This window comes from Marinobacter halophilus (assembly GCF_003007685.1).
Taxonomy (GTDB): domain Bacteria; phylum Pseudomonadota; class Gammaproteobacteria; order Pseudomonadales; family Oleiphilaceae; genus Marinobacter; species Marinobacter halophilus.
The window spans coordinates 1-15,380 of sequence record NZ_PXNN01000015.1 but is presented as its reverse complement, the minus strand read 5'-3'; the positions used below and the strand labels follow the sequence as shown (position 1 = coordinate 15,380).

The 15,380-nt window shown below is 52.6% G+C and carries 10 protein-coding genes and 1 pseudogene; 5 read left to right on the top strand and 6 right to left on the bottom strand.

What is annotated here, in order from left to right:
* Window positions 1–147 precede the first annotated feature (147 nt).
* The gene (locus C7H08_RS12410; protein ID WP_106669735.1) at window positions 148–396 is read right to left on the bottom strand and encodes a DUF3297 family protein; all 249 of its coding nucleotides are present in this window, start codon (window positions 394–396) and stop codon (window positions 148–150) included.
* 388 nt (window positions 397–784) lie between these two features.
* Between C7H08_RS12410 and umuD the strand changes: the two genes are divergently transcribed.
* A complete protein-coding gene (umuD, locus tag C7H08_RS12405) occupies window positions 785–1,222 on the top strand; it encodes a translesion error-prone DNA polymerase V autoproteolytic subunit (protein WP_106669736.1) in 438 nt (145 codons plus the stop codon).
* 2 nt (window positions 1,223–1,224) lie between these two features.
* Window positions 1,225–2,526: a translesion error-prone DNA polymerase V subunit UmuC gene (gene umuC, locus C7H08_RS12400; RefSeq protein WP_106672359.1), complete on the top strand. Its 1,302-nt coding sequence runs from the start codon at window positions 1,225–1,227 to the stop codon at window positions 2,524–2,526.
* A 74-nt stretch (window positions 2,527–2,600) separates the two neighbouring features.
* Here the strand turns inward: umuC and C7H08_RS12395 are convergent.
* A pseudogene (locus C7H08_RS12395) lies at window positions 2,601–2,795 on the bottom strand (tyrosine-type recombinase/integrase); the annotation flags it as partial.
* A 269-nt stretch (window positions 2,796–3,064) separates the two neighbouring features.
* On the opposite strand from C7H08_RS12395, the gene C7H08_RS18195 reads away from it, so the two are divergent.
* Window positions 3,065–3,223: a hypothetical protein gene (locus C7H08_RS18195; protein ID WP_165793963.1), complete on the top strand. Its 159-nt coding sequence runs from the start codon at window positions 3,065–3,067 to the stop codon at window positions 3,221–3,223.
* A gap of 144 nt (window positions 3,224–3,367) precedes the next feature.
* On the opposite strand, the gene C7H08_RS12390 is transcribed toward C7H08_RS18195, so the two are convergent.
* The 3 genes from C7H08_RS12390 to C7H08_RS12380 all read right to left on the bottom strand — a co-directional run bounded on the left by C7H08_RS12390 (window position 3,368) and on the right by C7H08_RS12380 (window position 9,384).
* Window positions 3,368–3,982, bottom strand: a complete 615-nt coding sequence (locus C7H08_RS12390; protein WP_133169832.1) for a hypothetical protein — start codon at window positions 3,980–3,982, stop codon at window positions 3,368–3,370.
* Window positions 3,983–4,014: 32 nt separating this feature from the next.
* Window positions 4,015–6,489 carry a PKD domain-containing protein gene (locus C7H08_RS12385; protein ID WP_106672355.1) on the bottom strand — a complete coding sequence of 825 codons (2,475 nt, stop codon included), beginning with the start codon at window positions 6,487–6,489 and terminating at the stop codon, window positions 4,015–4,017.
* A 924-nt stretch (window positions 6,490–7,413) separates the two neighbouring features.
* Window positions 7,414–9,384, bottom strand: coding sequence for a metallophosphoesterase family protein (locus tag C7H08_RS12380; protein ID WP_106672352.1), 1,971 nt, complete (start codon window positions 9,382–9,384; stop codon window positions 7,414–7,416).
* Window positions 9,385–9,431: 47 nt separating this feature from the next.
* Between C7H08_RS12380 and C7H08_RS18110 the strand changes: the two genes are divergently transcribed.
* Together C7H08_RS18110 and C7H08_RS12375 are read left to right on the top strand one after the other, a co-directional pair.
* Entirely contained in the window at window positions 9,432–9,842 is a 411-nt protein-coding gene (locus C7H08_RS18110) for a hypothetical protein (protein ID WP_133169831.1), read from the top strand.
* Window position 9,843: 1 nt separating this feature from the next.
* Entirely contained in the window at window positions 9,844–13,875 is a 4,032-nt protein-coding gene (locus C7H08_RS12375; protein WP_106672350.1) for an NACHT domain-containing protein, read from the top strand.
* 344 nt (window positions 13,876–14,219) lie between these two features.
* Here C7H08_RS12375 and C7H08_RS12370 read toward each other — a convergent pair.
* Window positions 14,220–15,307 (bottom strand): IS3 family transposase gene (locus C7H08_RS12370; RefSeq protein ID WP_106672347.1). Its coding sequence is split into 2 segments (ribosomal slippage): window positions 14,220–15,055 and window positions 15,055–15,307, totalling 1,089 coding nucleotides; the frame shifts between segments, so codons are not numbered across the junction.
* Between the last annotated feature and the right edge of the window lie 73 nt (window positions 15,308–15,380).

Sequence of the window (15,380 nt, the reverse complement as noted above, 5' to 3'; positions counted from 1 at the left end):
ACGCCGGTTCGATTCCGACCCGCGCCTCCATTTTTACCCTTGAATTTCAATAGACTAACTCGCCTGAATTTGGCTGGGTTTCTCATGCAAAAAATATCCAGATAAACCCAAAAGGCCTCGATCAGGCGATGAAACACATCTTGTTGTTTAATCGTAGTAGGCTTGAACCTTTCCTTTCAGAGTCATCAGAAGCGGCTGTCCGCGACGATCCAGCGCTTTGGGCGAGGCGATTTTTATCCAACCTTCACTGATGCAGTATTCCTCTACATTGGTGCGCTCTTTGCCATTGAGCAGAATACCAATGTCGTGCTCGAAAACTTCTGCTACGTGGTGCGGGCTATTGGGGTTTCTTGAAAGTCGATCCGGTAAGGCTGGCAGCGATTTAGTATCGTTCATGCTAGTGACCTGCATTAAATGAAAAGAGCGCCATTCTAGGCAATATGGATTTGGTGCTCAAGGCATCTCTGTCGTTGCCGGCAACAGATAGCTGGCGGAAGCTAACGACAGTGCGAGTGTTCCTCACTCGGCTTCAGGACAACCGAATGCGTCGGGGCGAGTCCAACCACGTAACCGGCTGCCACACCCACCAGTGCCACTACCGGCCCGATTAGGCTGCCCAATAAGCCGCCTACAAACATCAGTATTACGCTTTTCATACAGACTCCTCCCGCCGTCCTGGCAGCGGCACTATTCCGAGTATAGGGCGTTGTGCCCAATGATGGGTTGACCCGCTGATATTGTCTCGCCAAAATACTGTATATTCAACCAGTATCCGGTGTAAAGCATGTCCTGCATTCTGCTTGGTGACTACGAATCCGTCTCACGCCTGAACATCCCGATGTTTCTGGAGCGGGTCTCGGCTGGCTTCCCATCGCCGGCGGAAGACTACATTGAGAAGACCATTGATCTGAACGAGCTGTGTATTCAGCATCCTGCTGCCACCTTCTTCGTTAGGGTTCAGGGTGAGTCCATGACTGAGGCGGGCATCTATCCCGGCGATGTTCTGGTGGTGGACCGGTCACTGAGGGCCGGGCACGGCGACACAATCATCGCTAGCCTGGAAAGCGAGATGACGGTGAAGCAATTGCACCTGACTCCACCACCGGTGCGCCTCCTTCCGCGCAATCCCGCCTACGAGCCCATTACGGTTGAGGGTGACATGGTGATGGAAGTGTTTGGGGTGGTGACCAACGTCATCCGGTCAATGAAGCGGGGAGGGTAGGGATGAGATCGGTTGGCCGGGATCAGGCCGTATTCGCGCTGGTGGACTGCAATAATTTCTACGCCTCCTGCGAGAAGCTGTTCCGTCCGGATCTGCGCAATACGCCTGTGGTCGTGTTATCCAACAACGACGGCTGCGTGGTCGCCCGCTCGAAAGAAGCCAAGGCACTGGGGATCAAGATGGGCGTGCCGGTCCATCACATCAAAACGGAAATTCGCCGGTACGGCATCCAGGTGTTCTCCTCCAACTACACCCTCTATGGCGACATGAGCCGACGGGTTATGACCACACTCGAAGCCATGGCCCCACGGGTGGACGTGTACTCGATTGACGAAGCCTTTCTGGACCTCACCGGCATTGACCGGGTAGTGTCCTTCGAGGACTTTGGCCGAGAGGTCAGGAACACCGTGCATCAGAACGTCGGCTTGCCCGTCTGTGTGGGCATTGCCCCCACGCGAACACTGGCCAAGTTGGCTAACTATGCTGCGAAGAAGTATCCGGCCACCGGTGGTGTGGTAGACCTCACAGACCCCGCCCGGCAACGGCGACTGATGGCTCGGGTGCCGGTTGAGGAGGTTTGGGGCGTCGGGCGAAAACTCAGTGCCAGGCTTCAGGCCATGGGCATTGTCACGGCGTTACAGTTAGCGGATACCCATCTGGCGACCCTCAGAAAACAGTTCTCTGTCGTCTTGGAACGCACCGCCCGGGAGCTCAATGGTGTGCCCTGTGTGCCGTGGGAGGATGTACCGGCCCCAAAGAAGCAAATCATGTGCTCCCGATCGTTTGGTCAGCCCCTGCAGAAACTGAGCGACCTGGAGGAAGCCGTTGCGCACTTTGCGACACGTGCGACCGAGAAACTTCGGGGAGGCCAGCAGTATGCCGGAGAGCTGATGGTGTTCATCCGAACCAACGCGTTCAAAGCCACAGCACCGCAGTACTCACGCAGTGGCAGTGTGAAGCTCATCCAGCCCACCCAGGACTCCCGGGTTATTGTGCAGCAGGCCCTGAATCTGCTCCGACCGATGTATCGCGAAGGGTTTGATTACGCCAAGGCCGGCGTCATGCTGGGCGAAATGGTGGAAGAAGCGGGGGTTCAAGAGGATCTCTTCCAAGCCGCTGCCGGGCAGGCACCAGACAACGGCAGATCGGAACGCCTGATGGCGGTGATGGATGCCATTAACCGAAAATCGCGGGCTACGGTCTACATGGCGAGAGAGGCAGGGCCTGCGGCCTATGCGATGCGGCGGGGGCATTTGTCGCCGGCGTATACGACGTGCTGGAGTGATTTGCCAAAGGTTCGTTAATAAACAAAAGCGAACGCTCGCGACGCCCCAAATTTCTGACTTTTATTCCGCCTCGAACGGTAAAAACCAGCCAGTTAAGAATCTGGTAACCGATCAAACGGGCTGACGGTTTCGGCCCGTCGATCACCAATAATGTGGGTATAATTTTCTGTCGTCCTGATGTCGCTATGCCCGAGAATTTCCTGAACCGTCCTGATATCGCTCCCCGATCTCAATAACTCTGTCGCAAAGGCATGCCGAAAGGTGTGAGCCGTCACACGCTTGGTGATGTGGCGGCGGTGAGGGGATTTGGTACTGCGCTGTTTGAGTATGATGAAGGCGAAATGAGCCATGTGGTTGTGGAATTTTGTTCTGCCGTTGCAGTCGAGGATTCGTTGGATAATTCCTCAGTTGTATCGAAGCTGAGGAAAGACCTAAGTTCCAATAGGTTGGCATCAAAGGTCTTTTGACAGGCCAGGCTCTGGCGTCGATATCGCTGCAAGCGCCAAAAACGCTCCTATTTGACGAGGCGTTTATCGCCGTAGTGGGATCACAGGCGATGAGAGCAGGCAGTTTCGAGCAACGTATGAGTCTGAGCATTGATCTGCCCGAGAAGCTGACTGGCAAGCTGTTGCTGAAGGTCAATCTGGATGTTGTGAAAAATCGATTGCGATTAGAGTATCGGCGGGTTCAAGTGCATCGCGCAGAGGAAATATGAGAGGCATCATCCTGATGTTCATTGGCGGTTTAGTGGGCGCACAGTTGTGCCTGAAGCTGCTCCTATCTTTGCTGCGGCAGGCTTTTGAAAAAGGGCAATGAGCGATAACTCATTGCCCTTTCTCGTTTCAGGCCCGAATACTCATCACGCAGATGCCGCAGAAGACCTGCTTCGGTACCTGCCGATCACACCCGCAGCTAGGCCAATCATCAATAAGGCAAGCGAGCCCGGCTCTGACACTTTCACCGGCGGTGCCACCACATTCAGGGTTGCCGAATTGGTACCGCTAACCAGTGGGTCGCCAGAAGCATCTGACAATAATACGGAACCAAAGGTCAGTGAGCTGGTGCCAACACTGGCGGCCAAAAACTCCAGAGTGAACAACTCAAAGGCTTCCGGCTGATCCGAAAGGTCGCCTGCCAACGCGACACCGTCAAGATCCACGCCATTACTGCCTGTTTCAGAGGCGCTTGGCGGGAAAAACGAATACTCCGCCAAGGTGTCCCCAAACACTGTCGACTTATAGTCAGTCACGGCACCATCATAGCCTACACTCAGATTGAATCCACCCAGACCACCGCCCGACGCGGGGTCCAGACCGGATATCCAGACATCCATGCTAACGGTATCACCCAGCTGGTAGGTCTGCTCAATATCGCTCTGGGCGCTAGTGAATGACAACATGGGAAGGGCCCACCCTACCTGGGCGGCCATCAACAAACCGGCCGCCAGCCCGGCCTTCGCTATTGTGTATTTCATAAACATCTCCTGATTTCCTTTTCGGTTTTTTGTTATGAGCCACAACCGGGCACATCACATTGAAGGACACATCCGCGAGCATCCAGCACATTGATCACGCCGTCATCATTCCAGTCGGCGGGGTCATCCGGTCCCGTCGCAGCGGTTCTGGCCAGGGACATGATCGCGTAAATGTCCGATATATCCACCTTGCCATCGCCGTTCATATCACAGGCCATAGGACCTGCTTCGCCCTCGACGGTAATGGTGACGCTGTCGGTGGCCGACATCTCGCCATCGAACACTTCAAGCTCCAGCACGTAGCTGCCAGGCACATCAGGCATAAAGCTCGCCAGTTCGGAGTTCGACAGCATGATGTCGCCCTGTACCAGTGCACTACCCGCAGGGATAAAGACAAAGGACCACTGATAGGTCAGGCCCAGAGGACCGTTGTCGGGATCGCTGCTGCCACTGCCATCCAGGGAAACCGTGTCACCTACGATGGCGGACTGATCGCTACCGGCATCCGCGATCGGCGCCTGGTTGCTGATGCCCACCTGGATTTCGGCCGTTGTGCTGCCAATCGCGTCTCCGTCACTCACCGTTAGCTGAACCACATAGGATCCTGCGGCGTCTGGGGTGAAGAAGGCTGCCTGAGTCAGACGACCCGCAATATCCACAGCGGTCAGGTCGCTGTCGGCGGGCACAGATTGGAGGGTCCATTCGAAGGTCAGCGAGTCCGGCCCTGCGTCGGGATCGAAGCTGTCGCCGCCGTTCAGTGGCACTACATCACCCAGATAAACACTGGCAGGCGCGTCGATAACAGCAGTCGGGCCAACGTTGGTTTCGCTGGCAGTGATCGTAATACTCGCAGGCTGACTCGCCGCTTCGCCGTCGCTAACCACCAGACTGACTCCGTAAAGCCCCGCCACGTCTGGAGTAAAGGAAGCGACAGGAGTATCAGCGTTCGTCAGATCAGTGACAGAACTACCACTTGGCGCCGATTCCAGGGTCCAGCTGTAGTCGAGCGGATCCATATCACCATCGGAAGAACCGGAGCCATCCAAAGTGACTGTCTGGCCTACCAGTACCTGCTGATCAGAGCCCACCGAAGCTACAGGCGCCTGGTTCTCAACCGTGATGGTGACAGTGTCAGTGTCTTCAAGCTCACCGTCGGACACAGACAGCGAGGCAACGTACACACCACCCACATCCGGCATGAACGACGTTGTGGCCTGATCCGTCGATGAGAGATCGTTGGTTGTTATCTGACTACCCTCGGGTACAACGGCAATTTCCCAGGCATACGTCAGGGGCTGTGGAGCTCCATCGGTATCAACGGATCCCGAGCCATCAAGGTCGACGACTTCGCCCTTCGCCACGGAAATCGGCGCTCCTGCTTCTGCAACGGGTGCAGAGTTGCTGGTACCACCTTCCAGGCCCAATAGAATCTGGTAGTCGCCAGTACTGGCACCACCAGACGAGCTATCGGAGATCACCACTGTATGAGTACCAGTCGTTCCTACTTGGTACCCCTCCAATACCGCCTCTTCGTTCCCTGTGCGATAGGTGAGGTAGTCGCCCGTTGGGCCATACAGATAGAAAATCGGGCGGAGAGCGGTATCGTTAACATCCTTTAGCGAAAGATCGACCAGACTGCCGGCAGACGCCTCGAAGGTATAGGAATCCAGATCGCCCATTGTGATCGTCTCAGTTTTTGCAACACCTTGTATTAGAGCGCCATGCTCGTTCGCGTCAGGGGCGCTGGCAAAGTGCAACTCATAGTTGCCAGTGGCTGCGCCGCCACTGCTCCAGTCCTCCACCAGAACTGTGTAGGTGCCAGTTTGTGGGACCTGGAAGTTCAAGATCTTGCCTACCTGGGTACCCTGGCCATAGGTCAGATAGCTGCCATCCGGCGCGTATAACCAAATCCGCGGCCGGAATGCCGTATCGTCGATATCAACGGCATGAATGGTCACAAACTGACCTGCCTCCACCGATAACGTATAAGAGTCCACATCACCGACTGAGATAGTCTCCGTTACCAGCCCGCCATTGGCCAAGGAGCCATGCTCGTTGGCGTCAGGAGCGCTGGCAAAGTGCAGCTCATAGTCTCCAGTGGCTGCGCCGCCACTGCTCCAGTCCTCCACCAGAACTGTGTAGGTACCGGACTGAGGCAGCCTGAAGCTGTTAATCTCTGCCACCTGGGTACCCTGGCCATAGGTCAGATAGCTGCCATCCGGCGCGTATAACGAAATTCGGGGCCGGAATGCCGTATCGTCGGTCTCAACGGCATGCAACATGACGTACTGATTCGCATCCCCCGTGAATGTATAGCTGTCCTCTTCGCCCGACGTGCTGATCGCACCCGTCACGAAACCACCATTGACCAACCCCTCGGCGTAGGAAACGCCGGGCAGGAAAAGGCTGAACAGAGAGAGAATGAAAGCAAGGTAGGATTTTCGTAAAAGAGAGAATCGCGCAAGTCGGTATAGGTTCCGGCCACGCCATGCAAATTTAAATATCATGGTTTCCGTCCTCGTGCTTGAAAAGACATTGCGAACAATGTCAGACGCTTTATTGATTCAATTTGGAATAGAAGCAATACAGCGTGTTCCGAACGAACAGCACTTCAGAGCACATCACCTCTGGGCCGGAAGAAGGCTCAAGCTTCCCTGCACTCGACATACAACAACTGAGTTACGGTGACCCTCGCGGATTTTAAGCAATTCACAGACCAGCCTAGTTAGCCTCTCGTTCTTTCAGAGGATTAAAGGACGTCTCTATACGAAAGGTAAAAAGTTTTGCCGACAAGGTGTAATAAAAGCCGACGCGCCATACCTCTTTAATTCCTCAGATTTCACGGTCCGTGTTGATCTAAGGGTCATCGCTATTTCCTTCCTGATTCGTCAACTCAGGGAAGTGCCGGACCATGCAGTTGTCAGAGTGGTTCGAGAAGTATCCGATGGAGATTGGTGACGGGGGTTCTACCCGGTTACTGCGCACGTTCCTAAAAAGAGGCTGGACTTACCGGGACAAACATGACGCTTTGCCGCCCCTCAAAAGAAGGCTTTCGGTCTTACCTCTGAATGTTCGCTTTGCGACCATCCCGCATCACAGGCAATACCTAAACAAAAGCGACCATTCCCGTCAGACCTTTCCGCCATCGACCGCATGCCTGTACCTACTTTTATACAGCTTCACTCGACAGAACCTCTGGCTGTTTGCACACTGGTCGCTGCTGTATGGATAGGGTTGGATAAGAAGAGCCTTAGGAGCTGAGAGGTTCACGTACGCTTCTGTGAGTGTCTCGGGGGGCGGTTCCCTGGGGCGACTCGACGCAATATCTACGTCAGGTATGAATCGGCAGAATGCCAGATTCTGCAACTGGCGAGTTCACTTACCAGTCGCAGAACATGTGTTATTCAGCCAACACTCCTTGTAAAGTCGATTCAGTCATCAACGACCAGCGCAAGTTCTGCATCCTGGTTCATTAAGGCCCACCAGCGGCCTTCATAGTTGCTGTCATAGCCAATCAATGGTGCGTCACTACACCCTGCATTCCTTACAGGAGGCTCCTGAAGATACTGACTGGAATACGCACCTTCTACCAGACATTGACTATTTGTTAGAGGAGCCCAGTCGCCTTGAGCTGTTTTGATGCCCAGGTTGAGTCTTTCGTAGTTTTTTCCTCTTGGCGCGTCAAACTGCACCACATAAGTATCGGAAACAGCTTGCTCAAGGTCCCAGCTCTTGGTAGCAGTTGGGGGCAATGTCACGGGCGTTTTAGCAGTACCATCCGGTTGGCTGCCAGGTAAGCCACTGTCGGTCTCGATATCCTTCGGCGCACCGTAGGCACTGCTGAATGTGCCGGTCTGACCCTGAGTTCCGCTGATGATCATCACCTCACTTCGTGTGTCTTTTTCTGCGGGAGCCCAGCTCATAGTGAGGTGCTCTTTCAAATCAATAGTGGTCTCGGGAATATAAACCTCGGAGATATCATCCATGTTCGGGATCAAGCGGTTGTTGCCATTCAGGTTGGGCGTCCAGCGCTGGTGAAACTGGAACAAATACTGGTAACCGAGACGAATCAGATCGTTCTGGCTCTCTGCGCGGCTGAATCCTTGGGTCCAGCCCAGACTGCGAGTTCTGCTCTCTAACCGATTGAAAGTGTTATTGAAGCCATCCAGCAACTTGGCGACACTGCCATCGGCTGCAAAGCACTCGTTGGTGCGATAGCCCGGATTGAACACCATGACCGGTCGGGTGCTATCTGGTATTGAGTTTGGATAAATCAGACGTTCACAGCGATCGGTGGTGCGGGAGAACCGATCGAGAAGCGTCCAATCTGCGCTTTCCAGCTCCCTCGGGCCATCTTCATTGGAGGTGACCGTGTGCTCGGCGAACCAGTTAGCGTAGTCGATCCTCTGGCCAGTGAAGGTAAGCAGACCGGCATTAGCATCGAAGGCATTGGAGCCATTTTTCATGGTGTTCATTTTTTGCTGAATAATGGCCTGTACCAACTCCCGCTCGCCATAACGGAACTCGTAGCCCTTATAGGAAGCATTGCCAGACATGATCTGGGTGTACTGGGGCAGACGATAATTCCGGTCGTCCCTGATCCAGGAGGTAGCTTCAATGCCAACCGGTGCCTTGATGACAGACCGCTGGTATTGGTGCTCATGGCCCTGAACCCAGATGACATCGTGCTTGGAAAAGAAGGCGCGAATATCGTCCCACTGGTGCAGCAACCTGTCATCATTCTTAATACCTTCCACGATCATCTCGCGCGCTTCCCCGTACTTCGCACCGATCAGGCCGTCGTGACTGGCAATCACAACATGATCAACTTCGTCGCGGTGTTGCTCCACGACACCTTTGATCCACTGAAAGGCCACCGGCAAGTGGTAGTAGCGCAGCGCAATGATCAGAACGTTGTCACGAACAACGTAGTAATCCAGGTACTCCGCACCACTCATATGGACGGCATCTGCTGGGATGTAATCCTTCATGTTTTCGATCCACTCGACGGTATAGGCATAACTGTCTTCGTGGTTGCCCATCAAAGGTAGGAACTCGATACCTTGATCTCGGTATTTCTCCGCGATACCGATCCATTGCTCGAACTCCCGGGTAGTGCCGTGGTCAGTGAGGTCGCCTACCGGGATTACGATATTCACTCCTTCATCAGCCAGCTTGGCCAGTACTGCTTCCATCGGATGTACCGAAACATTGTCACCGCCGCCTTGAGTATCTGGCAGCAGACCTACCTTGAGTGAAGAAACAGCCTTAACCGGTGGTTCGTTGTCCGTGTTGTCAGATCGTTTATCCTGCGTTTCAACAGCTACATCGGAAATTTCCGACGATGAATCATTACAACCAGCCACACCAAGCACAATTAAAAATAACAAAAATAATCGCATTTTTTATCCGTCCATATGGATGTTTGTGGGACTACGTTAAGAGATTGGTGGATCTGCGTGACGGTTTTGATACAAAAAGATTTACCGTGGGTGAAGGTACTATGACTGCATGGGTGGAATTTTTAGAAAATAAGAGCAATGCGCGGGTATTAGCTTGCTTGAAATTATCAGGCGCTGGGTTCTACCCCGTTTCCACGGACGGTTTTAAAACGGCTGTGGACTTACCCCAGTGCGCACGACACGCCGAGCCTGAAACGTGGGCTTTGCGACTAGATCCGAATGTCCGCTTTGCGACCGGAGCACCTAAACAAAAGCGAACATTTCCCATCCATTCAACAATAGCGCTCGGCTCAAGAGGGGATAATCGGGAGATTTCTATTTGGGCAGATTTCCAGTCTGTTCATTGGGGCTATATGTCAGCCAAAATGGGCCTAATTCAAAGGCAGGCTAGGCTTTAAAATGAGTGAAGAATTTTATTTACCCCGAACACTGAACCATGAGGGTGACTGCCTCACCGAGGAACAGCTGCTTAAGAGCAGTTCTGTCATTATCGTTCTCGCAGAGCCCGGTGCGGGAAAGTCCGAACTTCTTAAAAGCTTAGGGCTTCAATTGGGGGTAAAGTCAGAAGCTGCCAGATTATTCAAGCTTGAGACTGAACCACGTCAATGTGATTTCCTCGTCCTCGATGGGCTTGACGAAGTTGCAAGGCTCAACGAGTCAGGGCTCGAGGAGCTTATTTTCAAGGCCAGTAAAACCCAATCTGAGAAGGTTATCTTCGCCAGTCGATCTAGCGAGTGGGAAGAGTCAAACACCCACCTTGTCAAAGAATGCTTCGCGACAGATCCTTATGTTACCTATCTGAATGCTCTTTCAGAGAGTGAGCAGCAGGCATTTTTTGGACATCTCTTCCCCGAACAGGATTTTTCGAAGTTCCTACAAGCTGTAGATGCCTTCGATCTTGCTCCGCTTCTCGGCAACCCGCTCTTTCTTAGACTGTTCTCTGAAGCCTTTGTGGAAAGCCAAGGCAACTTTGTTGACAAGAGGCAGGTCTTTCATGACGCGGTTGAGAGGCTCGCCTTTGAGGCAAATAAGCAACGTCCACAGAGAAATGGCTTTTCGTCTGATGTAAAAATCGAGATATCTAAAGAAGCTTTTACTGTACTTCTACTTTCGGGCGCGGTCGGCATTAGCATTGCGGATACGCTAAAGACGGATCTGTTCCCCCGTCTGCAAAGTATTGTGTCCTCTTCCCGACACAACCCTAACTGTGTCCTGGACTCAAGATTGTTTGTCCCAACTGACGATCAGAATTCTCACCGTCCAGTACACCGGGTTGTCGAGGAATATTGTGCGGCCGAGTATCTTGCTCAACGAATCGATGATCCATCTGATCCATTATCACTAAAAAAGTGTTTTGCCCTCATAGCCCCCAATTCCGTTGTGCGCGAAGAATTGCGAGGCCTCTTAGGTTGGCTCGCTGCCGTTGGCGGAGAAAGCATACAGCGGGAAGCGATACAGCTCGCTCCTTACGCAGTGTTAGCAAACGGGGACCCTTCCCGATTAACTACGCGCTCAAAAATATACTTACTTCATGCGCTGCGAAAGCAAGCGGATGATGATCCCTACTTCCGTGGTGGTGATGTATGGCGATCGCTAAACATTTCGGGTTTTTTCTCGGCCGATCTCAAGGAGCCAGTTCGCGAGTTATTGTTTGATATAAATGCTGGTATCCAAGTCAGAGCTCTAGTGCTGGATCTATTGGAAGGAGCGCCTGCTGCAACTGAACTGGACCGGGATCTTACCAACCTGATGCTTGATGTCTCGGAGCCGGCCGGTTTGCGCCGTCTCGCTGCTAACTGCCTCGTCGCTATTAACAACCGTGATCACAAGTCGAACTTAGATGACTTGATAGCCAGAGGCGACGCGATTTCTCTCGAACTATGTGCCATGTTTTTCAGGGAACTCGGCAGCCAAGAGTTTGGCCGAGAATCACAGAAGGCGCTTCTATTTAGCTCCGCCGGTCTTTATTCAAACGATGATGCATTGAGAGCGGATGACAACGTAGGTTCCAGACTTTTCATCACACGATATATCCACTCTCTCGAGGGTAAAGAGGTTGCTTGGCTCTTAGACGAGCTGAGCAAAGAGCTCCACTGCACGTGCGGTGCCAAAAACCGGTTTGAGTGCCATTGCAGTGACGGTATCAGCAAGATTATCGGGCATTTGCTCGATCAATTTTTTGAAAGCGAGCATGCTGATATCGAGGCGCCCAGAATTTATCGTTGGATCCGAAACCTCAATTTCCACAACGATATCGATGGACAGCGTAGTAAGGCGACGGACGTACTTCAGAAGAACCATTCACTTCGACAGGAACTATTGAAAATAGCCTGTGATGATCGAACTGCTTCCGAAACCGACGAACCTTTTCTCAACCCGTTTTTGTTCCATCCTCACATCCACTCTGGTATTCAGCTACAAGCTCAGGACTCGGTCGTCTTGGCTCGCCATGCATTTGCCGTAGGCAATATGCGTTTATGGCGTGCTCTCCACACGAGAGCCCTCCCTAAAACATGCGGCAATTTTCAGGAAGTATCAAAGCTTAGACGTCTAATGCGCCTACAAGCCGCTGAGACCAGTGAATTCATGCGCCATTGGTATAAGTTGGAGCGTGAATCCAAGGCATGGTGGGAAGAAAACCAACTAAGATGGGAGAGGAAAAGCCGCAAGTCCCGAGCAAAACAAGAAAAGCGGTTGGCGCGGAATAGGGCGGCTATGGAGCGTGATCGCGATTTAGTTGAATCCGGGAAAAATCTCCGTTTCCTGGGGAATATTGCTACCTTCTACCTTCACAATCCTGAGGAGATAGAAAGGCGCTTCGGAAATCTCGAAGCAATTCGCCGGTCGTTCATCAATTGTCTTCTTCATCTTCAACCTCATCTACCTTCCCTAGCGGAAACAGCAAACCTTCATTGCACTGGTCGGTATTTGCCAGCGGAAAGGATCTTGATGGCATCAAGTGTTGAGATATTCCGGGAGACCGGTTCACTCGAAACGCTCGATCACCAAGCCCTCGAAATACTTAGGGCGAATATCGATCTAAGATTCGATAGCGTCCAAGAAGAAGAGTGGTCTCAAATCCGTCAAGAGGCAGATGCTCGCCTGTTCCGAAACGATGCAGACAAGCGCAGCTATTTGATTCGGTTCGTCAAAACACAGCTGGATAGCCATGGTCCCGATTCGAGGCCGGAAGGAGTTCGTTTGCTTCGTGATGATCGGATGTTTTCGTCCATTGCCGGTCCGCTTGCTCTTGAGTGGCTCGACGACTATCGCGGCGACGATACTTGGGTGTTGGAATGCCTCTTTGACGCTGCTTTGAAGGCTGGTCGCATAGATGAGCTAGTCGGCCGGGTTCAACAGCGAACGCATGACTTTCTGAAGGCATGGTCTAGTACGTGCGACCGGACTCCACGAGAGCCAGAACTTGTTTTTTGGTGCTTACGGCATCTTTACTTTGTACCTGACCTCCATCCGCTCATGTCAGATTGGCTTTCAAGCGATCAGGACCTTATTTTCGAGTTTGAGTCGCTGTTCGGCGGGCTAATGAGAACCGGGACTACGTCCTGGCCACGCCTTAGCGCCAAAAAAATACGTTTAATTCTGGAATCGTTCATTGACGACTGGCCAGCGGTGCACTTACCCAGCCATTGGGGTTCTGATAGTCCGAGAGAAGAGCGAGCCTACAGGCTTTTGAATGATCTGGTTTGGCAGATAGCAAATGACCACCCGGAGAGCAGCTTGTTGGTCTTGGACCAGCTTCAAGCTGACAAGCGCTTCGAATGTTTTCGGGAGAAGCTCAAAACGATGAAAAGTGGCGCTTATCGCACGATCGCGCTTAGAGACTATAGTCCGCCGTCTCCCTCCGATATTTTCAATGTCCTTCACCGAGATGAAGTAGTTACGGTTGAAGGCCTCAGGCAACTGGTGCTGGGAGAGCTCGAATCAATTCAGGGAGAAATATCAGGCGGTGAATTTGATACAGGCAATCTCTTTTACAATGGCGATAGGAGGGTCGGAGAAGTTGAGGCTTCTAAACGAGTTGCGGATCGCCTTTCAATCAAACTTCAATCCAAAGGTATTAAGATCGAAATCGAAGACCAGGTTAAGAGCGCAAATCGCTGCGACATCTCAGCAATCAAAATGTTTTCTGGCAAGGAATTAATGCTTCCCATCGAGGCAAAAGGACAGTGGCACGAGGATCTGTATACCGCCGCGTCGATGCAACTCGATCAGCTCTATGCTATTCATCCGGCAGCTCAGGGCCAGGGCATTTACTTAATCTTCTGGTTTGGATCCTGGGAGAAAGTCGAGGGTCGGAAACGGCATGGCCTGGAGACAGCCAGTCAACTAAAAGCGGCCATTGAAGAGCTTCTCGATCACGGACTTAAAGGACGCATAGACGTCTTCGTCTTGGACGTGTCACGTGGATGAAAAGACCATAGAATAATCCTAGGACCTCTCCATACGGCGCAGAACAAACGGGGTAGAACCCGGCGACCGAGACTCGGCCGTGATAGGAAAATTTCTTGAGAAGGAAAAGCGCTGCGCCGCGTACTCGAGGCTGAAACCGTGAAATGAACAAAAGATGATTCCCTCTCTCAGAGACTAAGTCTCATAATACTTTCATCGGTGGATCAACTCTGTCCCTGACCGCCTTTCTCCCATGATTTGACCGCTTTCTCAGCAGTCTTTTCTACTTTGCACATTTTGAACCCAACCTGAAACTTCTCCTCAACGGTAATCCCCCCATTTTTAACGGGGTTCAAAAGTAGACCTCAGGCCAGCATGGCCAACTTCTGTTGAGGAGTAATTCCTCCGAGTCCCATATTGGGTCGTTCGTGATTGTAGTGCCAGAGCCAGCGGGTGGCATAGTCCTGAACTTCTTCGGTGCTGTCGAACAGATACTGTGCCAGCCAATCGTAACGGACCGTTCGGTTGTAGCGTTCGATGTAGGCGTTCTGCTGCGGCTTGCCCGGCTGGATAAACGCCAGTTTGATCTCTCGTTGTTCGGCCCACGCTGCCAGCTTGCCGCTGATGTACTCAGGTCCGTTGTCACAGCGGATAGAACGCGGTTTACCCCGCCATTCAATGATCTGCTCCAGTGACCGGATAACCCGCTCTGCCGGAAGCGAGAAGTCCACTTCGATGCCAAGCCCCTCGCGGTTAAAGTCATCGATCACATTCAGCAGCCGGTAACTGCGTCCGTCGTTGAGCTGGTCGTGCATGAAGTCCATCGACCAACTGTCGTTGATCATTTCCGGCACAGCCAGTGGCTCCGGCTTTTCACGAACCAGGCGTTTCTTGGGCTTGATGCGCAGATTCAGTTCCAGCTCACGGTAAATCCGATAGACCCGTTTGTGGTTCCAGGCGAAGCCCTTCACATTGCGCAGGTGCAGGAAGCACAGACCAAACCCCCAGTTACGTTGGTTGTGGGTCAATCTGATCAGCCAGTCCGCGATCTCGGCGTTTTCGCTGCTCAGCTTGGGCTGGTAGCGGTAGCAGGTCTCGCTGATGCTGAACATCCAACACGCCAGCCGAATGCTGACGCGCTTTTCATTAACGGCTTTTTGCGCCATCTCACGGCGACGAGACGGCTTTACCACTTTTTTTCGATGGCTTCCTTGAGGATGTCAGCCTTCAACCGTTCCTCGGCATACATCTTCTTGAGCCGGCGGTTTTCATCCTCCAGCTCTTTCAAGCGGGCCATCATGGACGCATCCATGCCACCGAATTTAGCCCGCCATTTGTAAAACGACGCACTGCTCATGCCATGCTCACGACACAGCTCCGGCACCGGTACACCATTCTCGGCTTGTTTCAGGATCGACAAGATCTGGCTGTCGGAAAAACGTGACTTCTTCATGCAGAATCTCCCTGCGTGTAGCTTACGGAAAATTCTACTTTTGATCACCGTTGTTTTTCGGGGGGATTACCCA